At 72.0% G+C, this 25,397-nt stretch carries 22 protein-coding genes and 1 pseudogene; 16 read left to right on the top strand and 7 right to left on the bottom strand.

Going from position 1 to position 25,397, the window contains the following annotated elements; genetic code table 11:
* Positions 1–69: 69 nt before the first annotated feature.
* Both O7626_RS16230 and O7626_RS16225 read right to left on the bottom strand, forming a co-directional pair.
* A complete protein-coding gene (locus tag O7626_RS16230) occupies positions 70–1,353 on the bottom strand; it encodes an endo-1,4-beta-xylanase (RefSeq protein WP_278066182.1) in 1,284 nt (427 codons plus the stop codon).
* A 397-nt stretch (positions 1,354–1,750) separates the two neighbouring features.
* Complete coding sequence (locus O7626_RS16225; protein WP_278062000.1) at positions 1,751–2,971, bottom strand: low temperature requirement protein A; 1,221 nt, start codon at positions 2,969–2,971, stop codon at positions 1,751–1,753.
* A 312-nt stretch (positions 2,972–3,283) separates the two neighbouring features.
* Between O7626_RS16225 and O7626_RS16220 the strand changes: the two genes are divergently transcribed.
* Positions 3,284–3,451, top strand: coding sequence for a hypothetical protein (locus tag O7626_RS16220; protein WP_278061999.1), 168 nt, complete (start codon positions 3,284–3,286; stop codon positions 3,449–3,451).
* A 70-nt stretch (positions 3,452–3,521) separates the two neighbouring features.
* Here the strand turns inward: O7626_RS16220 and O7626_RS16215 are convergent, their stop codons facing one another.
* Positions 3,522–4,646 carry an acetate kinase gene (locus tag O7626_RS16215; RefSeq protein WP_278061998.1) on the bottom strand — a complete coding sequence of 375 codons (1,125 nt, stop codon included), beginning with the start codon at positions 4,644–4,646 and terminating at the stop codon, positions 3,522–3,524.
* A gap of 253 nt (positions 4,647–4,899) precedes the next feature.
* Here O7626_RS16215 and O7626_RS16210 point away from each other — a divergent pair, with 253 nt between their 5' ends.
* The gene (locus O7626_RS16210) at positions 4,900–5,352 is read left to right on the top strand and encodes a helix-turn-helix domain-containing protein (protein WP_278061997.1); all 453 of its coding nucleotides are present in this window, start codon (positions 4,900–4,902) and stop codon (positions 5,350–5,352) included.
* A gap of 29 nt (positions 5,353–5,381) precedes the next feature.
* Here the strand turns inward: O7626_RS16210 and O7626_RS16205 are convergent, their stop codons facing one another.
* Positions 5,382–6,968 carry a restriction endonuclease gene (locus O7626_RS16205; protein WP_278061996.1) on the bottom strand — a complete coding sequence of 529 codons (1,587 nt, stop codon included), beginning with the start codon at positions 6,966–6,968 and terminating at the stop codon, positions 5,382–5,384.
* Positions 6,969–7,240: 272 nt separating this feature from the next.
* Between O7626_RS16205 and O7626_RS16200 the strand changes: the two genes are divergently transcribed.
* Both O7626_RS16200 and O7626_RS16195 read left to right on the top strand, forming a co-directional pair.
* A complete protein-coding gene (locus O7626_RS16200) occupies positions 7,241–7,765 on the top strand; it encodes a hypothetical protein (RefSeq protein ID WP_278061995.1) in 525 nt (174 codons plus the stop codon).
* 92 nt (positions 7,766–7,857) lie between these two features.
* A pseudogene (locus tag O7626_RS16195) lies at positions 7,858–9,014 on the top strand (alkaline phosphatase PhoX).
* A 13-nt stretch (positions 9,015–9,027) separates the two neighbouring features.
* Here the strand turns inward: O7626_RS16195 and O7626_RS16190 are convergent.
* A complete protein-coding gene (locus O7626_RS16190; protein WP_278061994.1) occupies positions 9,028–9,984 on the bottom strand; it encodes a DUF1775 domain-containing protein in 957 nt (318 codons plus the stop codon).
* A gap of 191 nt (positions 9,985–10,175) precedes the next feature.
* Between O7626_RS16190 and O7626_RS16185 the strand changes: the two genes are divergently transcribed.
* Together O7626_RS16185 and O7626_RS16180 are read left to right on the top strand one after the other, a co-directional pair.
* Positions 10,176–11,369 (top strand): monooxygenase, encoded by a 1,194-nt coding sequence (locus O7626_RS16185; protein ID WP_278061993.1) that lies wholly within the window; start codon positions 10,176–10,178, stop codon positions 11,367–11,369.
* Between the two features lie 216 nt (positions 11,370–11,585).
* The gene (locus O7626_RS16180) at positions 11,586–12,455 is read left to right on the top strand and encodes a DUF2726 domain-containing protein (RefSeq protein WP_278061992.1); all 870 of its coding nucleotides are present in this window, start codon (positions 11,586–11,588) and stop codon (positions 12,453–12,455) included.
* Positions 12,456–12,568: 113 nt separating this feature from the next.
* Here O7626_RS16180 and O7626_RS16175 read toward each other — a convergent pair whose 3' ends face one another.
* Together O7626_RS16175 and O7626_RS16170 are read right to left on the bottom strand one after the other, a co-directional pair.
* Positions 12,569–13,657 carry a lytic polysaccharide monooxygenase gene (locus tag O7626_RS16175; protein ID WP_278061991.1) on the bottom strand — a complete coding sequence of 363 codons (1,089 nt, stop codon included), beginning with the start codon at positions 13,655–13,657 and terminating at the stop codon, positions 12,569–12,571.
* A 242-nt stretch (positions 13,658–13,899) separates the two neighbouring features.
* Entirely contained in the window at positions 13,900–14,637 is a 738-nt protein-coding gene (locus O7626_RS16170; RefSeq protein WP_278061990.1) for a hypothetical protein, read from the bottom strand.
* 128 nt (positions 14,638–14,765) lie between these two features.
* On the opposite strand from O7626_RS16170, the gene O7626_RS16165 reads away from it, so the two are divergent.
* From O7626_RS16165 to O7626_RS16120, 10 genes are all read left to right on the top strand, one after another.
* Complete coding sequence (locus tag O7626_RS16165) at positions 14,766–15,215, top strand: Hsp20/alpha crystallin family protein (protein ID WP_278061989.1); 450 nt, start codon at positions 14,766–14,768, stop codon at positions 15,213–15,215.
* A 489-nt stretch (positions 15,216–15,704) separates the two neighbouring features.
* On the top strand, positions 15,705–16,208 hold the full coding sequence (locus O7626_RS16160; protein WP_278061988.1) for a metallophosphoesterase: 504 nt from the start codon (positions 15,705–15,707) through the stop codon (positions 16,206–16,208).
* A gap of 44 nt (positions 16,209–16,252) precedes the next feature.
* Positions 16,253–17,089: a hypothetical protein gene (locus tag O7626_RS16155; protein ID WP_278061987.1), complete on the top strand. Its 837-nt coding sequence runs from the start codon at positions 16,253–16,255 to the stop codon at positions 17,087–17,089.
* Between the two features lie 72 nt (positions 17,090–17,161).
* On the top strand, positions 17,162–18,565 hold the full coding sequence (gene sthA / locus O7626_RS16150) for a Si-specific NAD(P)(+) transhydrogenase (RefSeq protein WP_278061986.1): 1,404 nt from the start codon (positions 17,162–17,164) through the stop codon (positions 18,563–18,565).
* Between the two features lie 138 nt (positions 18,566–18,703).
* The gene (locus O7626_RS16145; RefSeq protein WP_278061985.1) at positions 18,704–19,270 is read left to right on the top strand and encodes a CHRD domain-containing protein; all 567 of its coding nucleotides are present in this window, start codon (positions 18,704–18,706) and stop codon (positions 19,268–19,270) included.
* Positions 19,271–19,549: 279 nt separating this feature from the next.
* On the top strand, positions 19,550–20,338 hold the full coding sequence (locus tag O7626_RS16140; RefSeq protein ID WP_278061984.1) for an ABC transporter ATP-binding protein: 789 nt from the start codon (positions 19,550–19,552) through the stop codon (positions 20,336–20,338).
* A complete protein-coding gene (locus tag O7626_RS16135) occupies positions 20,335–21,264 on the top strand; it encodes an ABC transporter ATP-binding protein (RefSeq protein ID WP_278061983.1) in 930 nt (309 codons plus the stop codon). The genes O7626_RS16140 and O7626_RS16135 overlap by 4 nt, the downstream gene beginning before the upstream one ends.
* Positions 21,261–23,288: an AMP-binding protein gene (locus O7626_RS16130; RefSeq protein ID WP_278061982.1), complete on the top strand. Its 2,028-nt coding sequence runs from the start codon at positions 21,261–21,263 to the stop codon at positions 23,286–23,288. Before O7626_RS16135 ends, O7626_RS16130 begins: the two co-directional genes overlap by 4 nt.
* Positions 23,285–24,175 (top strand): branched-chain amino acid ABC transporter permease, encoded by an 891-nt coding sequence (locus O7626_RS16125; RefSeq protein ID WP_278061981.1) that lies wholly within the window; start codon positions 23,285–23,287, stop codon positions 24,173–24,175. The genes O7626_RS16130 and O7626_RS16125 overlap by 4 nt, the downstream gene beginning before the upstream one ends.
* Entirely contained in the window at positions 24,172–25,299 is a 1,128-nt protein-coding gene (locus O7626_RS16120; RefSeq protein ID WP_278061980.1) for a branched-chain amino acid ABC transporter permease, read from the top strand. The genes O7626_RS16125 and O7626_RS16120 overlap by 4 nt, the downstream gene beginning before the upstream one ends.
* The last annotated feature ends 98 nt before the right edge of the window (positions 25,300–25,397 follow it).

The raw sequence follows: 25,397 nt of genomic DNA, 5'->3' as shown, positions 1-25,397 counted from the left end.
GCGGCGGGCGGGTGACCGCCGGCCCGTGCGGTGCGGGACCACCACACGGGCCGGCGGGACCGTCGGTCGTTACCCGGCGGTGCAGGATCGGATCTGCGGTCGGGCGCTGGAGTTGCCGTTCATCATCGTGGTGAAGCCGAACGTACTGCCGCTGCCGTTGGAACGCATCGTCAACACGGTGTTGTTGCTGCTCAGGCTGGCACTGCCGCTCCAGGTGGTGCTGATCGACTGCGGCGAGGTGACCGCCACCACCACGGTCCAGCTGCTGGCGCCGTTGACCGTGACCGAGGTGTTGTAGCGGTCGCCCCAGACGGTGCCGGCGGTTACCGAGGTGGTGCAGCCGCTGCCGCCCGGCGGAGTGGTCGGGTTGCCGGTGGGCGGGGTGGTGCCGTTGTTCAGCGCGGCGAGCACCGCGTCGTACGCCGCCTTCTTCTGGCCGCTGCCGTTGAACAGCAGCGGGCTCTCGCCGGACCGCCACGAGTCCGAGTCGCGGATGCCCCACACCGTGATGCCCTTGCAGCGGGAGACCGCGAGGCAGTCGTTCGTCACGTTCCGGTACGCGTCGGACGGCGCGTTGCGGATGTCCAGCTCGGTGATGTGCACGTCGACGCCGAGGGCGGCGAAGCTGGACAGCGTGGTGCGGTAGTTGCTCGGGTAGTTCGAGCCGCCGGTGAAGTGCGACTGGAGGCCGACGCAGTCGATCGGTACACCCCGGGACTTGAAGTCCTGGACCATCCGGTAGACGCCCTGGGTCTTGGCGTCGTTCCAGTTGTCGATGTTGTAGTCGTTGTAGCAGAGCTGCGCGTTCGGGTCGGCGGCGTCCGCGGCCCGGAAGGCGGCCTCGATCCAGTCGTTGCCGGTGCGCTGGAGGTTGGAGTCGCGGCGGCCACCGCTGCCGCCGTCGGCGAACGCCTCGTTCACCACGTCCCACCACGCGATCTGGCCGCGGAAGTGGGTGGCGACCTGGGTGATGTGGTTGACCATGGCCTGGCGCAGGGTGCTGCCGGACATGCTCTGCATCCAGCCCGGCTGCTGGGCGTGCCAGGCCAGGGTGTGGCCCCGTACCTGCCAGCCCCGGCTGCGGGCGTACTGGACCATCTGGTCCGCGGTCCCGTAGGAGAACCGGCCCTGCTGTGGTTGCAGGGCGTCGATCTTCATCTCGTTCTCGGCCGTGATCTGGTTGAACTCGCGGTTCAGGATGGTCGTGTACGCACTGTCGTTGAGCCTGCCCGCCGCCACGGCGGTGCCGAAGTACCGGCCGCCCCGCTCGGCGGCGGAGGCGCCCAGGGTGCTGGCGGCGCTGGCGGTGTTGGGCAGCACGATGGCACCGGCGGTGGCGAGCATGCCGACCATGCCGAGGACGAGCGCGAGTCGGGTCCGGTGGCGCCGTCTCGGGCTTTTGGCGCCGTCGGTGGAACTCCTGGTCATCTCTGCCCTTTCTGGCGAGTGGCCGGACGGGCACATGGTGATGGATCCGTCCGGGCGGCACGGTGTGCGAGGGTCGAAGTCACCTGTGTCCGCCGCGCGATCTCTGACGGGCGGTGTGGTGTCAAATCGACCTTAATGGATTTATAGTTTTACAGTAGTCATCTCGGAGGGTCAATGTTTCCGGAACGGTTCCGGAGTGTTACCGCGCAATCGGTGAGCGCGGAACACCGGCTTCCACCAGGTCATCCACAGTCGGTGCGAGAAGTGAGCGCTGACAGAGCGAGAGGATCGCAGGTCAGGACGGGGTGCCGGATCCCGAAATTTACGGCGCCGGCCGACCGTTCCCCGTCCCGGTCCCGGTCCCGGTCCCGGTATCCCGGGCGGTTCGCCGGGCGGCGAGCAGTGCGCTGCGGGCGACCGCCGTCGCGACCACCGCGGTCGCCACCGCGGAGAGCGCCAGCGGACTCAGCAGCGGTCCGAGCGGGCCGAGCGCGACCAGCACGACGACCGCGACGAGGAGGACGCGGGAGCGTATGCCGAGGATCGCCCTCTTGAACAGCAGGAAACCGGCCAGGAAGAGCACCGGGCCACCGAGTACGGTGCTGATCACCGCCACGTCGGCCGTCCCGGTCGGCTCGTGCAGGGTGAGATCGTCCCCGACCGCGGTGACGATGATGCCGGCCACCATCGGGATGTGCAGATAGGTGTACGCCGACCGGCCGAGCCGGCCCGGCTCCTCGGCCGCGACGATGACGGACCGGGCCGCCTCGGCGCTGCGGTCGAAGTAGATCCACCACAACGCCACGGTGCCGAGGAAGGCGCTGACCAGCGCGGCGAGAGGAGTCCAGCCGTGCCGCAGGGCGCCGAAGTCGGTGCCGGTGACCAGGATGGACTCGCCCAGCGCGATGATCACGAATAGCCGGGCCCGCTCGGCCAGGTGCGAACCGTGGATCGCCCACTCCGTCGGTCTGGACCGGCCCCACCCCGGCACGTAGAAGTCGCAGGCGGCCGCGCTGGTGTCCAGGACCACCGCGGCCACCCACAGGCCGAGCCGGAGCGGACCGGATGCGAAGCCGCCGGCCAGCCAGAGCGGCGCGGAAGAGATCCGCCAGACCAGCACCCGCTGGAAGTTGCGGTGCAGGTTGGAGCGTGGGGTCAGGGCCGACGCGACGAAGACCGTACGCCCCACCGCCAGCGCCACGTACGCCACGGCGAACCAGAGCCCCCGGTCTCCGTACGCCTCGGGCACCGCCGAGGACATCACCAGGCTGATCCCCATCAGCGCGATCAGGAGGACCCGTACCCGCGGCTGGTCCGGGTCGAACCAGTTGGTGATCCAGGCGGTGTCCACCCAGGCCCACCAGACGGCGAGCAGCAGCACGGCGGCCCCGGCGGCGCCGGCCGGGTGCAGCCGGTGCAGCAGCAGTTCGGTCAACTGGGTCACGGCGAGCACGTAGACCACGTCGAAGAAGAGTTCGATGGTGGTGACCCGGGAATCCTCCGGCCCGCGCAGGACGTCCGGCCGACCGGACGGGCTGGTCAACCTGCCTCCATCCGATGAATCGTCCGGCTCGCTGGACCTGGCTCCCTGGACCTGCCCGAGAGCGGAGGCCGGCGAGGACATCAGGATTCTATCCGTTTAAACGACGAAATGAGCGATTATGGAACGAGTCGCCACTGTTCCGACAGTCGGCACGGGGGCTCGTCGGACGCTGCTCCGGGCCGGGAGCGCGTGCGTCGTTTGGGGTCGGTCCGGACGGGGATGCGAGCACTCGATCGCCGGAGTACGCCAGCTCTCGTGACACCGGGGCTTCAAGTGGTCGTACGAGACGGGGGAGGCCCCAGCGGAGGAGACATGCCCGTACTTGCCAAGAAGGTCCTTACCTGGCTCTTCGTGGGTTTCCTGATTTTCTTCGTCGCGTTCCGGCCGGACGGTGCCGCCGAACTCGTCGAGACGATCGGGGCGATCCTGATGGCGATCGCACAGGGAATCGGCGACTTCCTGACCCGCCTGATGGCCTGAGCCGAGCGGCCCGAACGTCACGATCGAACGGGTCCGGAGGCGGACCGATCGGGTGGGTCCCGGGGCCGCCTCAGCCCAGCGTCGCCAGTGTCTCGGCGGCGACCTCCAGATCCTCCCGTGGTTGCACGACCAGCACCGGCACCAGGGCGCCGGGGTCCGAGACGATCGCGTCGGCGTCCGGGTTGCCGCCCCGCGGCGGCGTCACGCCGAGCAGGCCGAGCCCGGCGCAGACGTCGTGCCGCACCTCGGGCTGGTCCCAGCCGATCTCGCCGGTGAAGACCAGCGCGTCCAGCCGGTCCAGGCTGGTGGCGGCGGCGGCCAGTTCCCGGCGTACCCGGTGGGCGTAGACCGCCAGCGCCAGTGCCGCCGCCGGGTCGTCTCCGGCGGCGGCGACCAGGTCGCGGGTGTCGTCGGAGCGACCGCCGGAGAGGCCGAGCAACCCGGACCGGGAGTTCAGCCCCTCGGACAGCTCGGCCAGGCTGAGCCGGTCGTCCGCCAGCAGCCAGAGCAGCATCCCCGGGTCGACCGCCCCGGAACGCTTCGACATCGGGATGCCGTCCAGCGGGGTGAAGCCCATCGAGGTGTCGAGGCTGCGGCCGTCGCGTACCGCGCAGACCGAGGCGCCGCCGCCGAGGTGGGCCAGCAGGAGCTGGAGCCCGCCGACCGGCCGGTCGAGCAGCTCGGCGCTGCGACGGAGGGCGTACGAGTACGACAGGCCGTGGAAGCCGTACCGGCGCAGTCCCCAGCGCTCCCGCCACGGCGCCGGCAGCGGGTAGGTGGCGGCCGGGGTCGGCAGCTGGGCGTGGAAGGCGGTGTCCGGGCAGAGCACCTGCGGCACGCCGGGCAGTTGTTCCCGGATCCGGTCCAGCAGGTGCAGCGCGGGCGGCAGGTGCAGCGGGGCGAGCGTGCCCAGCTGGTCGAGCTGGGCGCGGAGCGTGTCGTCCACCCGGGTCGGGGTGCGGACCAGGTCACCGCCGTGCACCAGTCGGTGACCGACGGCGTGCGGCGGGACGTGGGCGGCGAGGAAGTCACGTACCGTCCGATCCCCCTCGGCCGAACCGGGTGGCTCGGCCCGGGCCAGGCCGTCGACGACCTCGCCCGCCCGGACGTAGTCGAGCCGGAGGCTTGACGAACCCGCGTTCACGGTCAGTACCACCGGCGGGCCGCCGCCCGGCCCGCTCGTTCCGGTAGGCATCCGTGCCTCCTTCCGCCGGTCCGCGTCTTCGGTGCCTACCGTTACCCGGCCCGCCGGAGTCCACGCCCGCGCAATTTGCCGATCGGCGGCTTCCTCCCGGTCGCGATCGACCGCTCGGGCCGGTACGACCGGTACTGCCAGGTGACTTCCCGGACGGCGTCGGCCGGCGCCGGGGCGGGTAGCCAGGGGGTACGGGTTGGCGGCCGTACCGCCCCGTGTGACCATTGCCGCCGGAGCAGGGGGAGGCGCACCAATGACCGAGCAGCCGAAGGCGCGGCCGGAGGCACGGTCGGACGTGCGGCCGGGGCCGGCGGTGGGCGGCGACGATCGGCAGCAGTCCTGTTCCGGCGAGCACGTCCCGGCCTGCACGGTGCGCGAGGTACTGGACCGGGTCGGCGGCAAGTGGAGCATCGGGATCATCATCCAGGCGAGCCGGGGCCCCGTCCGCTTCACCGAGCTGGAGCGCTCGGTCGAGGGGATCAGCCGGCGGATGCTCACCCTCACCCTGCGCAACCTCGAACGCGACGGGCTGCTGGTGCGGACCACCTACCCCACCGTCCCGCCCCGGGTCGAGTACGTCGCCACCGAGATGGCCCGGGAACTCTACGACTCGCTGCTGGTGCTGACCGGCTGGGCGGAACGGCACCGGCAGGCGATCGCCGCCGCCCGGGAGGCGTACGACCGGCGCACCGCCGGCACCGACTGAACCACCCGCCGTGCCTGGCCGGTGGTGCCTCAGCGCTCGTTCGGGTCGATCCGGGCGCGTACCTCGGCGTGCTCGGCCAGCAGGTGCAGCAGGTTGGAGCCGTCGATCAGCTCAAGCGGCTTGCCGGAGGCGAATTCGAACGAGTCCGGCCCGTAGCCGCTGGTGGTCACCAGGATGCCCTTGGTGGCCCCCTCGCCCAGCACCGTGCCGAAGAGGTCCCGCACCGCCGAGACGTCCATGGTGCCCCGGTGCCGCCGGGCCTGGATGACCACCTTGCCACCGAAGATCGGGCGCGGGTCGAAGGCGACGCAGTCGATGCCGCCGTCCGGCGCCGCCCGGGTCGTCCGGATCTCCAGGCCGAGCCGGCCGAAGAGGTTCCGGATCAGGTCCTCGAACTCGGTCCGGCTCAACTTGTGCAGGTTGGGCCGCTGGTCCAGGTCGGCCAGCACGTCCACCTCGTCGACGAAGCGCTTGTCGACCACGTCGAACTCCAGCACCGGGTGTACCGGGACCAGCTCTTCCGGTCGGGACGACAGGGTGGCCCGCAGGTGCCGCAGGCAGGCCGCCGGGTCGACCTTGGCCAGGTTGATCGCGGTGAAGGCGTCCCGGCTGGTTCGCAGGGTCACCAGGCACGGCCGGACCGCCTGTCCGGTGCCCGGGTGGGTGGTCTCGACGATGCCGTTGAAGACGATCGTCTCCACCAGCCGGGTACGGTCGGCCTCGAACAGCTCGTGCACGGTACGCAGCGCCACCTGGGTGATCACGTCGGCGTACCGCCGCTGGACCTCGTCGGCCGGGCGGGCCACGGTCTGCACCTCGTCACCCGCCTTGTCGTAGCGGTACTCCCGCACCTTCGGCACGACGGCGACGGTCGGCAGCAGGTACTCCACGACGATCAGCCGGGAGTCCGGGACGTAGGCGAGCCGGTAGCGCTGCGGGAAGTCCTCCGGGTACACCGAGTTGCCGAGCACCAGTCCGAAGTACTTCACCACGGCGTTCGGCTCGGCGGCGGCCAGTGCGGCGCCGAACCTGTCGATCTCGTCGTTGTGGCTGCTGACCTGGGCGTCGAGTTGCTGACAGTGCTGGTCGTACTTCCGCCGTGCCTGGGCCAGTCGCTGCTGCCGGGCCGCCTCGCCGGCGGCGTGCTTGGCCTTGGCCTTCTCGAACGCCTGCTCCGCCTCGGTCAGCAACTGCTGGTAGCGGCCCTCACCGCCGAACATCTTGCCGATCGCGTTCGGCTCGGGCGGGGCGAACCTGCGCCAGTCCGGCGCCCGCAGCGGCATGCCCAGCTCACCGGGGGTGAACTCCGGATAGTCGGCCTGCTTCTTCAGCCGTTGCAGGTCGATGTGGTCGTCGATGGCGAGGGTGGTCCGGAGCAGGTTGTCCAGCTCGTCCAGCTGGGACTGGAGGTTGGCGTTGGCGGCCCTGACCCGGGCCGTCCGGGCCTCGACGTAGAGCCGCCGGCGTTCCCGCTCGTCCGCCTCCGCCGCCCGCTCGGCGGCCCGCCGGGCGTGCTCGGCCTCCCAGAGCATCTGCTGGTGCTGCTGGTACGGGGTGGTGGATGCTCGTTGCCGCGCGTGCACCTGCTGTGCGTGCGCCCGCTGCATCTGCCCCATGATTCCCATGTACGTCCCCGATCAGCGTCCAGCACCGTTCACCATGGGTGATCGGTGGCGTCCCGTCCCCCGAGCTGACGCCCCCTGCTTCCTTCCCTGCCCGTCGACGGTCGTCGCTCGATGCACATTTTGGTCCCAACGCGACGGCCGCGTCCAGCGGGGAGCCCAGGGTAGCGTGCGGGGCGAAACGCCGGTCCGGGGCGGAAACGGGCCTGGTGGCGGCGGGGTGGTCGGACCCGGAGAGCCGGGTGGGCGGTGCTAGGGTGCCCCGGGTGACCGACGCAGATGTGCACCTCGTCGCCCAGCCACGCCTCGACACCGTCGTGACGGAGTTCGTCACCGACGCGCGGCGGCTGCGCAGCGACTACGCCGGGATGGCCTGGATCGGCGACCGGCCCGATCCGGAGAGCGGCCAGCTGGGACCCGACTACCGGCAGCGTGGCGTGGACTCGCAGCTCTTCCTGCCCGACACCCACTGGTACGACGTCGACGCGCTCGACGACGTCGAGGTGCAGGTCAGCGTAGGTCTGCTCCAGGTCGCGGGTACGGCGCTGCGGACGCAGGGCCTGGTCGGGGCGATCGCCGACCCGGTGGTGGAGTTCTTCGAGCACCCGGAGGGCCTGCCCGGGGTGGGACTCTGCCTCGGCCTGACCGGTCAGATCTTCTCCAACCTCGGCCTTGCCTACCGGGTGACCGTGCTCTGCGCGCCCGAAGCCGTGCTCCGACACGGCGGCACGGGACAGCCCGACGCGCAGGGCGACACGGGACAGCCCGACGCACAGCCCGACGACGAGTAGTCCGCGCTTCGACGGCGAGCGTTCACCTACGCACCGGGCTCCGGTCAAGACCCGTCGTTACGTTCCTCGGATCCCCACGAAGGAGCGTCACGATGGATCGACGGAACATGCTACGCAGCACGGTGCTCGGCGCTGGTGCGCTGGCGCTGCCGTTCACCACCTGGTCGGCGGCGTACGCGGCACCGGCGCAGAACGCCGCCGGCCCGTACGGTCCGCTCCAGCCGGCCAACGGGCACGGCATCCAGCTTCCGGCCGGCTTCACCAGCCAGATCGTCGCCCGGTCCGGTCAGGTCGTGGCCGGCACGTCGTACACCTGGCACAACGCGCCCGACGGTGGTGCGGTGTTCGCCAACGGCAGCGGCTGGATCTACGTGTCGAACTCCGAGACCAGCGCCGGCTCCGGCGGTGGTGCGTCCCGGATCGTGTTCAACTCGAGCGGAGCCGTCACCGGGGCGTCCCGGATCCTCTCCGGCACCAACAACAACTGCGCGGGCGGGAAGACGCCGTGGAACACCTGGTTGTCCTGCGAGGAGGTCAGCCTGGGCCGGGTCTGGGAGACCTACCCGCTCGGCGGCGCCGCCGTGGTCCGTCCAGCGATGGGCCGGTTCAAGCACGAGGCCGCCGCCGCCGACCCGGACCGGAAGGTCATCTACCTCACCGAGGACGAGAGCAACGGAAAGTTCTACCGCTTCGTCCGAACACCTGGGGCGACCTCTCGGCCGGCAGGCTACAGGTCCTGGTCGCCGGCAGCGGCACCTCAGGCTCGTTCAGCTGGGCCGCCGTCCCCGATCCGGACGGCTCGCCGACCGCGACCCGTGCACAGGTCTCCGGCGCCAAGTCGTTCAACGGTGGGGAGGGCTGCTACTACGCCAACGACACCGTGTGGTTCACCACCAAGGGTGACAACCGGGTCTGGCAGCTCAACCTCGTCGACAGCACCTACGAACTCGGCTACGACGACAGCCTGGTCAGCTCCGGCTCGGCGCAGCTGACCGGCGTCGACAACATCACCGGTTCGGCCTCCGGCGACCTGTACGTCGCCGAGGACGGCGGCAACATGGAGATCTGCCTGATCACGCCGGACGACAAGATCTCGGTGTTCCTGCGGGTCACCGGCCAGGGCTCCTCGGAGCTCTGCGGGCCCGCGTTCACCCCCGCAGGCAACCGGCTGTACTTCTCCTCGCAGCGCGGGACCTCGGGCTCCTCCTCCGGCGGCATCACGTACTGCGTCACCGGCCCGTTCCGCTGATCCCGGGGCGGGGCTACTCCCGCAGCCGCCAGGCCCGTCCACCGCCGGCCGTCCGTCCGCCGCTGGCGGCCCGGGTACCCGACCGGGTGTCCTGGGCCGCCGGCTCGGCCGGCCCACCGACCGCCGGCTGGCCGCTCCCACCGACCGACTCGCTCGACTCGTCCGACTCGTCCGACTCGTCCGGGCCGGTCGTCCCGGTCGGGCCGGTGGAGCCGGCGCTGTCCGACGGGGCGGGTCCGGCGCTGTCCGACGGGGCGGGTCCGGCGGTGCCGGTCCGGGGACGGCGCAGGTAGAGCCAGGCGGCGACGGCCAGGCCGAGGATCAGCCCGGCGACCAGGCCGGTGGTCAGCGAGCCGAAGCCGGAGTCGCCGTCGTCGTCCGCCGCCTCGCGCTGCGGTACCGCAGCGCCGGGCGGCGCCGGCTCGGCGGCCGGCGGGGCGAGGGTCAGCACCGGGGCCGCGAACTCCGGCCGCGGGACCTCGGAGGAGGGCGGTTGGTTCCAGTTCGTCACGTGACCGTCGGAGTACGTCTGGACCAGGTGGAACGTCATCTGGTCGGTCTGCGGCAGCGGGCCGAGCGAGACGACCAGTTCCGCCGGCCCGCCGCCCGGTGCGGGTGCGCCGGCCCGGGTCCAGACGATGCTGGCCACCACCTCGGTGACCTGCCCGTGGTGGATCCCGCCGAGCGACTGGTCGACCTTCCGCATCGTCATCCGGGGCGCCCACTGCGGGTCGGACATCGGGTACGTCTCCGCCACCGGCGCCGACTCCGGCATCAGCAGCTCGATCCTGGTGGTGTACGCCGGTACCCGGTCCTCGGTGACCCGGAAGGTCAACTTCGCCGCGCCACCCTGTACGGCCTCGCCCGGCGACATGGTCACGTCGGCGCTCGCCGCCTGGGCGCCGAGGGTGGCACCCGCGAGCGTGGCGGTGACCAGGGCGACGATCCAGCACACTGCCCGGTGACGCACAGTGAAGTCCCTTCGTTCGGCCGCTACTGGTGTAGTTCGGAGCCCAGGCGAGAAAGGTTCAACCAACGGGCCGGTATGTTACGCCGTCGGCCCGGAGCGCCCCGGCGGCCGGTCGGTGGTTATCCTGCAAAAGATCCGACTTCATCGGATAGTTGCCGGTCAGCCCGGATCCTGGGCGGAGGCCCGACGTTATGAAGAACGTGCATCGACGCGTACGCCTCTTCGGCATCGTGGCCGCCTCGCTGGCCGCGCTCCTCCTCGGCACCTCCTGCGGGGCCGATTCGGACACCGGCTCCATTCCGGCGCCGCAGACCTCGTCGGCCGGCCCGCACACCGGCGGGCACGGCACCGTCGACATTCCACCGGCCGCGCCGCCGCGCTCCGGCGAGCGGTTCGTCGACCTGGGCATGCCGCGGCCGTACCGCCCGTCGGCGCGTGACGGCGGCACCGACGAGTACCGCTGCTTCCTGGTCGACCCGGGCCTGACCGAGCCCGCGTTCCTCACCGGCAGCCAGTTCCTGCCGCAGAACGGCGCCATGGTGCACCACGCCATCTTCTTCCGGCTGGACGCGGCGGCGGTGGCCTCGGCCCGCGAACTCGACGTGGCGACCCCCGGCGACGGCTGGACCTGCTTCGGCGACGCCGGGATCGGCGACGCGGCCTGGGTGGCGCACTGGGCGCCCGGCGCGAACGAGACGCTGCTCGCCCCCGGCGTCGGCTATCCGATGCCGCCCGGCAGCCAGCTCGTGATGCAGGTGCACTACAACCTGATCGACGTGCGTCCCGGTGACGACACCGACCGGTCCGGCATCCGGCTGCGCCTCGTCGGCGGCGGCGAAGACGTGGACCCGCTGCACACCGAGCTGCTGCCGGCCCCGGTCGAGCTGCCCTGCGCGGCCGAGGAGCGTGGCGAACTCTGCCGGCGCGAGGCGGCGGTGCGGGACCTGGTGCGCCGGTTCGGCGCGGAGTCCGGCGGGCAGCCGGAGCGGCTCAACCGGTACTGCAACCGGGGTCGTGCGCCGGCTGCCGGGAGTACCCAGCACTGCGACCGCCCGGTCACCGGGGCCGGCCTGGTGCAGGCGGTCGCCGGTCACATGCACCTGCTCGGCAGGGCGATCCGGATCGAGCTGAACCCCGGCACCCCGAGGGCGCAGGTGTTGCTCGACATCCCGACGTACGACTTCGACCAGCAGGCCAACCGGGTGCTGCCGCGACCGGTCGCGGTCGGGCCCGGTGACGTCTACCGGGTCACCTGCACCCACGACGTGACGCTGCGCCAGCGGGTGCCCCAACTGCGCAACCTGCCGCCCCGGTACGTCGTCTGGGGCGAGGGCACCAGCGACGAGATGTGCCTCGGCATCGTCGTCCTGTCCCGACCGGACTGACCCACCCACTTGCGCCCCCCGCTGCGGGCGACGCCGGGGCCGTCGAACCTGGTCCGGCGAACGCCGTCCGGTGTGGCCGGTCCGGCGACGCGTGACCGGCGGCGGGTTCCTACCATGGTGGGGATCTGCCGCCGGACGGGCGGTGTCGGAGGCGGCGAGCGGATGTTACGGACCAGGGGACAGACGGCACCCAGCGGCGGCGACAGGCGCACGCCCGTGCGATCCACCCGGCTGCCCGCCGAGCCGGCGGCGGGCGACGGCGGGTTCGAGCGGGCCGGTCTGGTCGTCCGGCCCGGCCAGCGGCTCGGCCAGCTCGTGCCGCGCCGGCCGGAGGGCATCACCGGCAACCAGTGGAACGTGGCCAGCCGGCAGGCGTTCGACTTCGTGGTCTGCGATCCGGCCGGCCGGGCGGCGCCGTTCGCCGTCGAGCTGGTCGACGCAAGTGTGCGGACCGCGCAGACGCAGCGGGACGAACGGGCGAGGCACGCCGTCTGCGAGGCGGTCGGCCTGCAACTGCTCCGGATCTCCTCGGCGACGTTGCAGCCGGCCACCCACGGCCGGCGGATCGTCGAGTACGTCGTCGACGCCCGCGCCTTCCTGGCCGCCACCGGCGACCCGGCCGAGTACGCCGAACTCGCCCCGGACGCGCCGCGCGGTTACCGGGACATCGTCGGCCGGCTGCCGGACGGCAGTAGCGGGCACGTGAACGACCTCGGTGCGGTCGCCCGGACGATCGCGGTGGACGCCTACGTCAACCGGGAGCTTGTCGACCCGATCCTGCGCAGCCTGCGTCTGGACTGGCGGGACGGCTCGGCCGAGGGCTGGGCCTGGCTCCAGGTGCGCCCCGGGGCGTACCTCTTCGAGCGGGTGGTGATCTGGCAGCACCGCTTCTCCTGCGGCGTCGAGCCGGGCCGGCTTGCCGAGGATCTGGCCACGTTGGCGGTGGGGGAGCGGCTCCGGCTGCGCGAGAGCGTCGAGTTGCCGTCGACCGACCGGGATCGGCTGGCCGGTGAACTCGACGGGTTGCACCGCCGCCGGGACGAGCTGGTCAACCCGTACGCCTTCGCGCACGTCTCGTTCGACTGACCGGGCACCACCCGCCGGTCCGGGCCGGTCCGTCGCGTCCCACCGGATGCGCCCCGGGGCCGGGTCCGCGAGTGAACGGGCCCGGCCCGGTGCCTGGGCACTGCCGCCGGAGGTCAGGTGGCGGTGCAGGTCAGCGACGGTACGCCGTTGCTGCCGGTCTGCGACGCGAGGAACCCGAAGGTGGTGCTGCCGCCGGCGCCGAGGCTGCCGTTGTAGCCGGCGTCCCGGGCGGTGACGCTTGATCCGCTGCTGGTGATCGTCGCTCCCCAGGAGTTGCTCACCTGTTGTCCGTTGCCGAACGTCCAGCTCACCGTCCAGCCGGTGATCGCGGCGCTGCCGGCGGTGACCCGTACCTCGGCCTGGAAGCCGCCGGACCAGGTGCCGGTCACGGTGTACGCCGCCGAGCAGCTGCCCGTGCCACCCGCCGGCGGGGTACTGGTCGGCGGCGCGGTGGTGCGGGTCGGCGTCGGGGTGGGGGTACGGGTCGGGGTGGCGGTCGGTTGCGGGTTGCCGGTGCCGCCGACGTTGACGTCGCTGCACCAGTAGTAGTTCTGGTCCGAGTGGCTGGCCTTCCAGATCACGAAGACGATGTGCCGGCCGGAGCGTCCGGGCGCGCTCACCGGCATGGTGATGGAGACGCCGTTCAGCACCGGGTCGCCGGTCTCCCGGGTGCCCTCCCCGGGGGCGTACCGGCCGGTCTCCCGGACCAGTTCGAGGTCGCTCCAGCCGAGTCGCTGGGTCAGCGGGTTGAACCCCTGCCGGGTGACGTAGATCCGGAAGTAGTCCGCACCGTGCAGCGCCTGGTCGTGCACCGTGACGTTGAAGTTGGTGCCGACATTTGTGGCCTGCCAGTTGCCCGGGTTGTCCAGTGCGGCGTACCGGATGCCGCCGGTCTCGCCGGCACTGCACAGCTGGCCGCTCGGTACGGCGGCCTGGTGGTTGCCGTTCACGCCCTCCCGGAAGAGGCCGTTCCAGTTCCACATGGCGCTCGGGTCGGCCTGCCAGGCCTGCCAGCACATCGGGTCCTGGGTGGCCATCGCCGGGTTCTGGAAGTCGTTGCCCCAGCGCTTCCAGCAGCCGTAGTTGCGGGAGGCCGGGTTGATCGTGGAGCCGTGTGCGTCCGCGGCGTCCCGGGATACGGCGAGGGCGGTGGCGAGCAGGACGACGGCGGTTGCCGCGACCGCGAGGATCCGCAGGACCATCGGGGCGCGGCCGCGAGCCGGATTCGGAGGTTGGGCGAGTGATGACATGGGGATCCCCAGACGTCGGTTGCACGGGCGAGTACGCGGGAGGCTGCCCGGTGCTCCCGCACCAACCACCCGGCTCCGGCGGCGGTGTCCCTGCACAGAGATTCACATCGCTGGATGGTGCCTGTCAATAGTTTGGGATGCCAACTAAACCGGCCGCCGCCCACTGGCTGGCGGCCGGGCCGGCGTACCGGGGTTCAGGGGCGGGGACGGCCACGGTGTCGGCGGGTGCGCTCGCGTACCTCGCCGAGGTGTTCGTTCATCGCCTCGACCTGAGCCGCCAGGCCCGGATGGTCGGCCCGGAGATGCTGCTCGGCCTCGGCGAGCGGCCGGAGCAGGGCGTTCGGGTCGGCGCCGCCGAGGGCGTCGTGCAGCCGGTCCAGGCTGGGGCGTGCCGCCGTGCCGAGGTCGGTGAGCGCGGCGATCTGTCCGGCGAGCTGGCGCAGGTCGGCACCGTTGTCCCGGGCCCAGCTGGCCGCCGCGCGGTCGCCGGCCCGGCGGTCCCGCTCGGCGCGTACCCGGTCGTCCCGGGTCCGTGCGGCGGCATCCTTGTCGGCGGGGCGCAGCCGCAGGTAGCGGCGCTCGGCGGCCTGCCGGCTCGCCACCCCGAGTGCGGGCGCCAGCTCGGCCCAACTCGCCCCGCGCTGCCGGGCGGCGGCGATCAGGCGCGGCTCCCAGGACTCGAGTTCGGCACGGAGTTGCCGGAGCAGGACGAGGGCGGTGAGCACCTGGTCGACGGTCACCTCGGGACCGTCCGCCGGTCCGGTGCCGGCGCGCGGCCCGGGCCGGCGGGCGCCGCCCGGGGTGGGGGCGGTGGCGACGCCGACCTGGCTGGTGACCGCCTGGACGCGGTCGAACGCCGTGCCGGCCGGCGTCGACGTGGCGCCGGCCCCGGCCGGCCGGCCCGGTGGCCCGGACTGCTCCCGCTGGTCCATCCGTTCCCCATCTCCGACAGCCGTCGTCTGTGTGATGACCCATCTTCTTGTCATCATTGCGACGACATGATACAACCGAGGTGTCGCGCATTGACAACCTGTCGACCAGCACTAGGAGGTGGATTCCGATGTTGATGCGCACCGACACCTTCCGCGAGTTCGACCGCTTCGCACAGCAGGCCCTCGGCACGCTCGTCTCCGGCACCCGGTCCCGGCCGACGGCGATTCCGATGGACGCCTACCGCAACGACGAGGAGTTCGTCGTCGCGTTCGACCTTCCCGGGGTCGCCCCGGACGCGATCGAGCTGAACGTCGAGCGGAACCTGCTGACCGTCCGCGCCGAGCGCCGTCCGCCGCACCTCGGCGAGAACGCCCGGGCCCAGGTCTCGGAACGACCGCTCGGAGCCTTCTCCCGACAGATCTTCCTCGGCGACGGCCTGGACACCGACCGGATCGAGGCGAGCCACGAGAACGGTGTGCTGGCCGTGCGGATCCCGGTGCGGGAGCAGGCCAAGCCCCGCCGGGTGACGATCACCTCCGGCACGGCCGGATCCCAGCAGAAGGTCATCAACGCCTGACAGGCATCGCACCCGGCCCGGCGGTTCGCCGGCTTCCGGGGACAGTCGACGGCGGAGGGTGAGGCGGATGCCCAGCGGCGTACGGGACGAGGTCTCGACGACCCGGTCGGTCCACGAGGCGTTTGTCGAACTCCTCGTCCGGGACGACGAACTCGTGCGGGCGGAGTTCGAGGCGCTCGTCGACGCGTGCTGGAACCAGCCGCCGCTCCCGCCACCGGCTGGGCCACGGCCGGGGCGACGACCTCCGCACTGGCCCGTCGGGCCGCCCGACGGCGCACGGTTCGTCGCCGTCGAGGCGGCTGCCACGGGAAACCGATGGCGCCGGCAGCGCGGCCCTCCGGGCGAACCCGGTAGCTCCATCCGTGCCGGCCCGGCCCACCATCCGTGGGCCGGGCCGACACGCTGCGCCCGGTGTCGGACGGCCCCGCGGGAGGCCACCACCGCAGGTTCGGGAGCGTGCCGGTGCGGCGGAACCGATAGGGTGAAGGCGTGCGCCTGGTGCTGATGGCGGACACCCATGTGCCGAAGCGGGCCCGGGACCTGCCCCCGCAGCTCTGGGCGGCGGTCGACGAGGCGGACGTGGTCGTCCACGCCGGCGACTGGGTGCACGAGCCGCTGCTCGACGTCCTGGAGTCCCGGGCCGCCCGGCTGGTCGGGGTGCACGGCAACAACGACGGCCCGCGACTGCGGGCCCGGCTCCCCGAGGTCGCCCGGGTCGAGCTGGCCGGCCTGCGGGTCGCGGTGGTGCACGAGACCGGCCCGGCCGCCGGCCGGGAACGCCGATGCGCGGAGCGGTTCGGTGACGCCGACCTGTTGGTCTTCGGGCACTCGCACATCCCCTGGGACAGCGAGGCGCCGGGCGGGCTGCGGCTGCTCAATCCCGGCTCGCCGACCGACCGGCGCCGCCAGCCGTACGCCACCTACCTGACGGTCGAGATCTCCGGCGGTCGGCTGCACGACGTCGTACTGCACAGGCTGCCGCGCCGGTCCTGAACTTCCGAGGGAGGCACGCGCGGCGGCGACTCCGGGGAGGAAACATGCGCGACGACCTGGTCGGGTACGCGCGGCAGGTGCTCGGGCCGGTCCGGGTGGTCGCGGACCGGTCCTGGCCGCACGGGGTGGCCGGCGTGCTGGAGGTGCGCGACGGCGAGGGCGTCACCTGGTTCGTGAAGGGGCACGGCGACCCGGAGCGCTACCGGCGGGAACTCTCGGCGTACCGCCGCTGGGTGCCGGGGCTCGGCGGGCGCGCACCGAGGCTGCGGGCGTACGACGACGGCCGGTTCGCACTCGTGCTCTCGGCGGTGCCGGGTGGCCCCGGCCTGCCGTACGCCACCGACCCGGAGGTGCAGCACCGGGCCGGCGTACTGCTGCGTCGGCTGCACGACAGCGCAACGCTGCCGCCCTGGACCGACCTGGTCGCCGAGAAGCTCGACGAACTCGACCGGCTCGCCACCCCGGCGCGGGAACTGCTCGAACCCCGGGAACTCGACTTCGTCCGCGCCGGGCTGCGCGCCCTGGCCGGCGTCCCGGCACCGGTCCGGGTGCCGTGCCACCTCGACTACGGCCCGCGCAACTGGCTGGTGACCGGCGACAGGCAGGTGCACGTCGTCGACTTCGAGTGGGCCGGCCCGGAGATGTGGGTCAACGACCTGAACCGGCTCTACTTCGGCCCGTGGCGGGACCGGCCGGACCTCGCCGAGGCGTTCCTGGCCGGCTACCGGCGTACCCTCGGCGACGCCGACCGGGCGGTGCTGCACGCCTGCGGGGCGCTGACCTCGGTCTTCGTCGTGGTCTGGGCGCACGGTCGCGGCGAACCCGGTTTCGCGCAGGCGTGGCGGCAGAACCTGCACCGGTTGATGGACGGACGTCGGTGAGTTCCGGACCACCTGCGGTAACCGACCGATCGGCCCCGCGCGGTCCGATCTCCGGCCTGCCAGACTGGTGGGGTGCATGACTTCGACGTGCTCGTGATGGGTTCGGGGCCGGGTGGTCAGAAGGCGGCGATCGCGGCGGCCAAGCTCGGCCGCCGGGTGGCGGTGGCGGAACGGCAGCACATGGTCGGCGGGGTGTGCATCAACACCGGCACGGTGCCGTCCAAGACGCTGCGCGAGGCGGTGCTCTATCTGACCGGGTTGAGCCAGCGGGAGGTGTACGGCCAGAGTTACCGGCTCAAGGACGACATCACCGTCGCCGACCTGACGGCGCGGACCCAACACGTCATCGGCCGGGAGGTCGACGTGGTCCGCAGCCAGCTGGCCCGCAACCGGGTACGCCTGATCACCGGGACCGCCCGGTTCGCCGACCCGCACACGGTCGCGGTGACCGACCCGGCCGGCCGGGAGTCGAAGGTCACCGCCGAGAAGATCATCATCGCCGTCGGCACCCGGCCGGCCCGACCGGCGAGTGTGGACTTCGACGAGCGGACGATCATCGACTCGGACGGCATCATCAACCTGGACCGGGTGCCGAACTCGATGGTCGTGGTCGGCGCGGGGGTGATCGGCATCGAGTACGCCTCGATGTTCGCCGCGCTCGGCACCAAGGTCACCGTGGTCGAGCGGCGCGACCACATGCTCGAGTTCTGTGACCTGGAGATCGTGGAGGCACTGAAGTACCACCTCCGGGACCTCGCGGTGACCTTCCGGTTCAGCGAGGCGGTCGCGGCGGTGGAGCGGCACGCCCGGGGAGCCATCGCGGTACTGGAGAGCGGCAAACGGATCGCCGCCGACACCGTGATGTACTCCGCCGGCCGGCAGGGGCTGGGCAGCGAACTCGACCTGGAGAACGCCGGGCTGGCCGCCGACAAGCGGGGTCGGATCGAGGTCGACCCGGACTTCCGGACGGCGGTGCCGCACATCTACGCGGTCGGGGACGTGATCGGCTTTCCGGCGCTCGCCTCCACCTCGATGGAGCAGGGCCGGCTGGCGGCGCACCACGCCTGCGACGAACCCGCCCGGGCCCTGTCCGAGGCGCAGCCGATCGGCATCTACACCATCCCGGAGATCAGTTTCATCGGGCGTACCGAGGACGAGCTGACCCGGGAGAAGGTGCCGTTCGAGGTGGGCATCTCCCGGTACCGCGAGCTCGCCAGGGGTGCGATCAGCGGCGACTCGTACGGGATGTTGAAGTTGCTCGTCGCTCCGGAGAGCGGCCGGCTGCTCGGAGTGCACATCTTCGGCACCGGAGCCACCGAACTCGTGCACATCGGACAGGCGGTGATGGGCTGCCACGGCACCGTCGACTACCTGGTCGACGCGGTCTTCAACTATCCGACCCTGGCCGAGGCGTACAAGGTCGCCGCGTTGGACGCGATGAACAAGATGCGGCACCTCGCCCGGCTGCGGGACTGACACCTACCGGATCGTCCCAGCTGTCCACAACTACTCTCTGTCCACGATCCGTCAGCCGACTGTCGTGCCTCGGCTGGCGTACGCCCAGTTGAACCGGGTGACGGGCATCGGCCGGGGTGGGACCGGGGAGGCGCGACGATGATGATCCGACGATGGTACGGCGCGGTGGTCTCGGTGGTGGCCCTTCTCGTCGCCGGGGCGGGAACGGCCAGGATCGTGCTGGAGAACGCCGACCGCAACGAAGAGGAGCGGGACCGCTGGGGAGTCGCCCGGGAACGGCTCAGCGGCTACCAGGAGGACCCGCTGGCGGTCTCGACCACCGGCAACGGCGGCTTCAGCCTCGCCATCGACGAGGAGGACCAGGAAGTGACGTACCGGCTCAGCTACGACGCACTCTCCGGTGACGTCACCCAGGCACACATCCATTTCGGCGGCCGGGCCCAGAGCGGCGGGATAAGCGCCTTCCTCTGCACCAACCTCGGCAACGGGCCGGCCGGCACCCAGTCCTGCCCCGCCTCGCCGGCCATGCTCAGCGGGACCATCCGGCCGGCCGACGTGATCGGTCCGACCGCGCAGGGGATCGCGCCCGGTGAGTTCGACGAGCTGGTCGCGGCGGTACGGGCCGGTGCGGCGTACGTCAACGTGCACAGCTCGCGCTATCCCGGCGGCGAGATCCGCGGCCAGCTCGGCCGGCACTGGCACTGAAGCGCCGAGACGCCGCCCGCGGCGGCCTGCGGTGTGCGGGGCACGGTCGGGCTTGTGCGGCCCACGGTCGGGCTTGTGCGTGCCATGGTCGGGCTTGTGCGGGGCGCGGTCGGGCCGGGCCGATCGGTCCACAACCGACAGCCGTGAGTGCCTTCCACCTCCACCGATCCGGTGCGGACCGGCGGTCGCCAGCTCGATGCTCTTGACGGAACGTTGCGCCCTGGTTAATGTCCGGTAACTTTGTGAGCCGCGCCACAACCGGAAGCCGGGGGTTCCCGGATGCTGCAGGTGCGCAATCTCGAGGTCGTCTACGACGACGTGATGCTGGTGCTGCGCGGAGTGAGTCTCGCCGTACCGCCCGGCGGGATCGTCGCACTGCTCGGCGCGAACGGCGCCGGCAAGACCACCCTGCTGCGGGCGATAAGCGGCCTGCTCGACGTGCACGACGGCGCGGTCACCAAGGGCACCGTCACGCTCGACGGGGAACCGATCCACCGGCTGCGGCCGGCCGCCGTGGTCCGGCGGGGCGTCTGCCAGGTGATGGAGGGACGCCGGATCTTCGCCGAGCTGACCGTGGAGGAGAACCTGCGGCTCGGCGGCCACACGGCGTACCGGCAGATCCCCGCCCGGCTGGACCACGTGTTCGGGCTCTTCCCGGTGCTGGCCGGGCGCCGCCGGCTCGCCGCCGGATACCTCTCCGGCGGCGAGCAGCAGATGCTCGCGATGGGCCGGGCGCTGATGACACAGCCGCGCTACCTGCTGCTGGACGAGCCCAGCCTAGGTCTGGCACCCCGACTGGTCGACCAGGTCCGGGAGCTGATCGCGGCGATCAACGCGACAGGTGCCGGGGTGCTGCTGGTCGAGCAGAACGCCACGATGGCGCTCTCGCTGGCCACCCACGGCTACGTGCTGGAGACCGGGCAGGTGGTGCTGGACAAGCCTGCCGCCGACCTGCTGGCCGACGACGACATCCGGGAGTTCTATCTCGGTCTCGGTGCCGCCGCAGCGGACCGGCGGTCGTTTCGGGAGGTCAAGCACTACCGGCGGCGCAAGCGGTGGTTGTCGTGACGACGACGGCGCCGGCCGGGGCCGTGACCGGGCGGGACGGTGCGGACCCGATCCTGTGGTTCGAGGACGTCCGGCTGCACTTCGCGGGCGTACGGGCCATCGACGGGGTGAGCTTCACGGTCGGCCGGCACGAACTCTTCGCCATCATCGGACCGAACGGCTCGGGCAAGACCTCCATCTTCAACGTCCTCTCCGGGGTCTACCGGCCGCAGACCGGTCGGGTCGTCTTCGACGGCGTGGACCTGGTCGGGCGCCGGCCGCACGCCATCGCGGCGCTCGGGATGGCCCGGACCTTCCAGAACGTCGAGCTCTTCGGCAACCTCACCGTGCTGGACAACCTGCTGCTCGGCCGGCACCACCACATCGACTACGGACCGCTCGCCGCGATCGGCTGGCTCGGCCGGGCACGCCGGGCCGAGATCGCCAACCGGGCCGCGGTCGAGGAGATCGTGGACTTCCTCGAACTGGAACGCTGGCGGCGGATGCCGGTCGGTCTGCTGCCGTACGGGGTGCAGAAGCGGGTCGAGCTGGGTCGGGCCCTGGCGATGGAACCGAAACTGCTGCTGCTGGACGAACCGGTCGCCGGGATGAACCTGGAGGAGACCGAGGACATGGCCCGGTTCGTCCTCGACGTGCGTGACGAGCTGGACATCCCGATCGTGCTGGTCGAGCACGACATGGGACTGGTGATGGACCTCGCCGACCGGGTGCTGGTGGTCGACTTCGGCCAGGTGGTCGCGACCGGCACTCCGGCGGAGATCCCGCACCATCCGGACGTCGTGCGCGCCTACCTCGGCGCGAACCCACCAGTCCCGAAGGGCGAGCCGTCCGCCCGGCTGGGCGGCGAATTGCGGCCTGGCGGCGAAGCGCAATCGGGGGACGACGGGCAGCCGGGGGACCTGGCTCGACGGGAGGAGCCGCGATGACCGAATCGACCGCCGCCGGCGGCTCCGTGACCGCCGCCGGTGCGGGCTCGGCGGGCGTCGGCCCGGCCGGCCCGGCGGTGGAGGTGCCGGCAGGTGTGGAGCCGGTCCGCACCCTCGCGGTACGGGTCCGCGACCGGGCCCAGGACAGTCCGGACGCGGTGGCGATGCGGGAGAAGGACCGGGGCATCTGGCAGGAGGTCACCTGGGCCGGGTACTGGGACACCGTGCAGACCGTGGCGCACGGGCTGCTGGCGCTCGGCGTCCAACCGGGCGACCGGGTGGCGATCCACGCGGAGAACCGCCGGGAGTGGCTCTTCACCGACGTGGCGACCGTGGCGCTGCGGGCGGCGACGGTCGGGCTCTACCCGACCAACCCGGCTCCGGAGGTCGGCTACCTGCTCGCGCACTCCGGTGCCCGGGTGCTGGTAGCCGAGGACCAGGAGCAGGTCGACAAGGCGCTGGCGGTGCTCGACGACTGCCCGGACCTGGAGCGGATCGTCTATCTCGAACCGCGCGGCATCCGGCGCCGCTACCGGCATCCCGCCCTGCTCGGCTGGGACGAGCTGCTGGCGATCGGCGCCGAGCACCGGGCGGCCGAGCCGGCGACGGTCGAGGCCCGGATGGCGTCGGCGACCGCCGAGGACGTGGCCACGCTGATCTACACCTCCGGCACCACCGGCCCGCCGAAGGGCGCGATGCTGACCGTCGCCAACGTGGACTTCGCGATCCGGACGCTTGTCGACGGCGGCGGCTTCACCGATCCACCGCCGGGGCCGTACGACCTGCTGCTGTCGTACCTGCCGCTCTGCCATGTCGCGGAACGGATCTTCACCACCTGGTTCAACGCCGGTGCCGGGGTGCAGGTGGCGTTCGCCGAGTCGATCGACACCGTGCAGGCGAACCTGCGCGAGGTGCAGCCCACGATCCTGTTCGGCGTACCCCGGATCTGGGAGAAGATCCTGGCCGGCGTGACCATCCGGCTGGCCAACGCCTCGCCGGTCAAGGGGTGGAACGCCCGGCTGTGGCTGACGGTCGCAGACCGGATCGCCGGCACGCTGGTCCGGACCGGCGGACGGCACACCGCCGGCACCCTGCTCGCGTACGCGATCGGCTGGCTCTGCTGCTACCGGGCGTTGCGGGTGCGGATCGGGATGCGCCGGGTCCGGTACGCCGCCTCCGGTGCCGCCCCGATCGCCCCGGACGTGCTGCGCTTCTTCATGGGCATCGGCGTGCGGATGCACGAGGTGTACGGGATGACCGAGAACACCGCCGTCGCCACCGGGAACCGGCCGGGCCGGGTCCGGCTCGGCACGGTCGGCGAGCCGCACCCCGGCGTCGAGCTGCGGATCGACGAGTCGACCGGGGAGATCCTGACCCGGCATCCGGGCGTCTTCGCCGGCTACTACCGGGATCCGGCGGCGACGGCGGTGGCGCTCGACCCGGAGGGCTGGCTGCGCACCGGCGACATCGGCGAGTGGGTCGACGGCACCCACGTGCGGATCACCGACCGGGCCAGGGACATCATGATCACCGCGGGTGGCAAGAACGTCGCCCCCTCCGACATCGAGAACGCCCTCAAGACGTCGCCGTACGTCAAGGAGGCGGTCCTGGTCGGCGACCGCCGACCGTACCTGACGGCGCTGGTCGGGATCGAGCTGGAGACGGTGGGGGAGTGGGCACAGCGCCGGGGGCTGGCGTACACCACCTATCGGGACCTGGCCGGCAAGCCGGAGGTCCGGGCCCTGGTCGAGGGGCTGGTCGCGGCGGTGAACGCGGGACGGGCCCCGGTCGAGCAGGTCCGGAGGTTCACCCTGCTGCCCAAGGAACTCGACCACGACGACGGCGAGCTGACCGCCACCCAGAAGGTACGCCGGGCCGCCGTCGCCGACCGCTTCGCCGACCTGATCGACGAGATGTACACCGGCGCCGCGCGCCGGGCCGGCTCGGCGCAGGCGGGTTCGGCGCAGGCCGGCCCGGCGCAGGCCGGCCCGGGGTCGTCCCGAGCCGGGGAGGCGGCCCGATGACCGAGCTGGCCGAGAGCCTGCTGCGCGGGCTGGGCACCGGCAGCGTCTACGCCCTGCTGGCCCTCGGATTCGTCATCGTCTACAAGGCCACCAGGGTGATCAGTTTCGCCCAGCCGGCCTTCATGCTCGCCGGCGCGGTACTCGTCACCTACCTGGCCGGCCCGCTCGGCTTCTGGCTCGCGCTGCCGGTCGCCGCCGTCGGAACCGCCGGGCTGGCGCTCGGGGTGGAACGGGTGGCTGTCCGCCCGATGGTCGGCCGGCCGGCGTTCACGGTCGCCATCATCACCCTCGGGGTGGACGTCGCGGTCCGGGTGGTGGTCAACGGGTTCATCGGGCTGGACGTCCGACACGTCGGCGACCCGTGGGGGCTGCGTACCGTGCCACTGCCCGGCACCGGGATCGACCTGCAACAGCGGCACCTCGCGGCACTGCTCGCCACCGGCGTGCTGGTCGCCGGGCTCTTCGCCTTCTTCCGGTACACCCGGATGGGGCTGGCGATGCGGGCCGCCGCGTACGACCAGGAGGCGGCACTGGCCCAGGGCGTCTCGGTCGGTGCGGTCTTCGCACTGTCCTGGGCGCTGGCCGGCGGGCTGGCGGCGGTGGCCGGCACCTTCGCCGCCGCCGGAGCCAGCGTCGACGGTGCGCTCTGGCTGGTCGCACTGACCGCCCTGCCGGTGATCATCCTCGGTGGACTCGACTCGCTGCCGGGTGCGGTGGTCGGCGGGCTGGCGGTCGGGACGATCCAGGAACTCGCCGCCACCTACCAGCAGCACGCGCCGTGGCTCGGCGGCAACGTCTCGGTGATCAGCCCGTACGTGCTGATGCTGCTGGTCCTGCTGGTCCGCCCGTACGGGCTGTTCGGCACGAGGGAGGTGGAACGGGTGTGAAGACCACCGGCAGGCGTACCCGCCCGCCCGGACGACCCGGGCTGCACACCTCGTACGCCGACGAACTGGCCCTGTTCGACACCCGGGCGAAGCGGGTCGCGATGGCCGGGCTGCTCGCCATCGCTCTCGCCCTGCCGTTCCTGCTCACCGACGAGGTGCTGCAACTGCTGGCGCTGGGTTGCGTGGCGGCGATCGGGGCGATCGGACTGGGGCTGGTCACCGGCTACGCCGGGCAGGTCTCGCTGGGGCACGCGTTCTTCCTCGCCGTCGGCGCGTACACGGCGGCGGCGATCTCCGGCGACCCGGACGGCCGGGTGATCGGCTTCGGGGTCACCAACATCCTGGTCTGGTTGCCCGCCGCCGGGCTGGTCGCCGGGCTGGCCGGGGTGCTGGTCGCCCCGCTGGCCACCCGGCTGCGCGGGCTCTACCTGGCGATCGTCACCCTCGGCCTGGTCTTCATCGGACAGCACGTGTTCAGCGAGTGGTCGGCGCTGACCGGCGGCGCCGGGGTCGGCCGGCCGGCGGCCACCCTGGAGTTCTTCGGCCGGCCGATCGCCGCCACCGGCCCGCTCGGCACCCGCGACCAGAAGCTCTACTGGCTGATGCTGCTGCTCCTGGTCGGCTTCGCGCTGGCCGCCGCCAACCTGGCCCGCTCGAAGGTGGGGCGGGCGTTCACCGCGATCCGGGACCGGGACATCGCCGCCGGGGTGATCGGGGTGAACCTGGCCCGCTACAAGACGATCGCCTTCGCCGTCTCGTCGGCGTACGCCGGCTGCGCGGGGGCGCTGCTCTACACGATCACCGGGTTCTTCGACCCGGGTTCGTTCAGCCTGCTGCTGTCGGTGCAGTACATCGCGATGGTGCTGATCGGAGGTGCGGGCACCATCTCCGGCGCGATCGCCGGGGCGTTCTTCCTCACCCTGCTGCCCCGGTTCATCCGGGAACTACAGGCGTGGCTGCCGTTCCTGCACGCCCAGCCGAACGAGATGCCGAACGTCTTCCAGGTGGAGACGATCCTGTACGGCGTACTCCTGGTCGTCTTCCTCATCTTCGAGCCCCGGGGCCTGTTCGGCATCTGGACACGGGTCCGCAACTACTGGAAAACCTGGCCGTTCTCCTACTGACCGCCCTGCTCCTACTGACCGCCCTTCTCCTATTGACCGCCGTTCTCCCACCGACACGCCGTTTCCTGCTGTGCTGCTCCCACCGACCTGCGAGGTAG

Origin of the sequence: Micromonospora sp. WMMD1102 (assembly GCF_029626265.1) — a bacterium.
GTDB lineage: Bacteria > Actinomycetota > Actinomycetes > Mycobacteriales > Micromonosporaceae > Plantactinospora.
Note: the sequence above shows the minus strand (reverse complement) of the source record. Positions and strands in the feature narration are given on the sequence as shown.

Excerpts from the sequence above, each read along its gene's own strand:
- O7626_RS16140 (WP_278061984.1), top strand. The coding sequence starts at position 19,550 with ATGCTGCAGGTGCGCAATCTCGAGGTCGTCTACGACGACGTGATGCTG.
- O7626_RS16230 (WP_278066182.1), bottom strand. The coding sequence starts at position 1,353 with ATGGTCGGCATGCTCGCCACCGCCGGTGCCATCGTGCTGCCCAACACC.
- O7626_RS16185 (WP_278061993.1), top strand. The coding sequence starts at position 10,176 with ATGAAGAACGTGCATCGACGCGTACGCCTCTTCGGCATCGTGGCCGCC.
- O7626_RS16155 (WP_278061987.1), top strand. The coding sequence starts at position 16,253 with ATGCGCGACGACCTGGTCGGGTACGCGCGGCAGGTGCTCGGGCCGGTC.
- O7626_RS16125 (WP_278061981.1), top strand. The coding sequence starts at position 23,285 with ATGACCGAGCTGGCCGAGAGCCTGCTGCGCGGGCTGGGCACCGGCAGC.
- O7626_RS16210 (WP_278061997.1), top strand. The coding sequence starts at position 4,900 with ATGACCGAGCAGCCGAAGGCGCGGCCGGAGGCACGGTCGGACGTGCGG.
- O7626_RS16145 (WP_278061985.1), top strand. The coding sequence starts at position 18,704 with ATGATGATCCGACGATGGTACGGCGCGGTGGTCTCGGTGGTGGCCCTT.
- O7626_RS16170 (WP_278061990.1), bottom strand. The coding sequence starts at position 14,637 with ATGGACCAGCGGGAGCAGTCCGGGCCACCGGGCCGGCCGGCCGGGGCC.
- O7626_RS16130 (WP_278061982.1), top strand. The coding sequence starts at position 21,261 with ATGACCGAATCGACCGCCGCCGGCGGCTCCGTGACCGCCGCCGGTGCG.
- O7626_RS16215 (WP_278061998.1), bottom strand. The coding sequence starts at position 4,646 with ATGCCTACCGGAACGAGCGGGCCGGGCGGCGGCCCGCCGGTGGTACTG.
- O7626_RS16205 (WP_278061996.1), bottom strand. The coding sequence starts at position 6,968 with ATGGGGCAGATGCAGCGGGCGCACGCACAGCAGGTGCACGCGCGGCAA.
- O7626_RS16165 (WP_278061989.1), top strand. The coding sequence starts at position 14,766 with ATGTTGATGCGCACCGACACCTTCCGCGAGTTCGACCGCTTCGCACAG.
- O7626_RS16175 (WP_278061991.1), bottom strand. The coding sequence starts at position 13,657 with ATGGTCCTGCGGATCCTCGCGGTCGCGGCAACCGCCGTCGTCCTGCTC.
- O7626_RS16220 (WP_278061999.1), top strand. The coding sequence starts at position 3,284 with ATGCCCGTACTTGCCAAGAAGGTCCTTACCTGGCTCTTCGTGGGTTTC.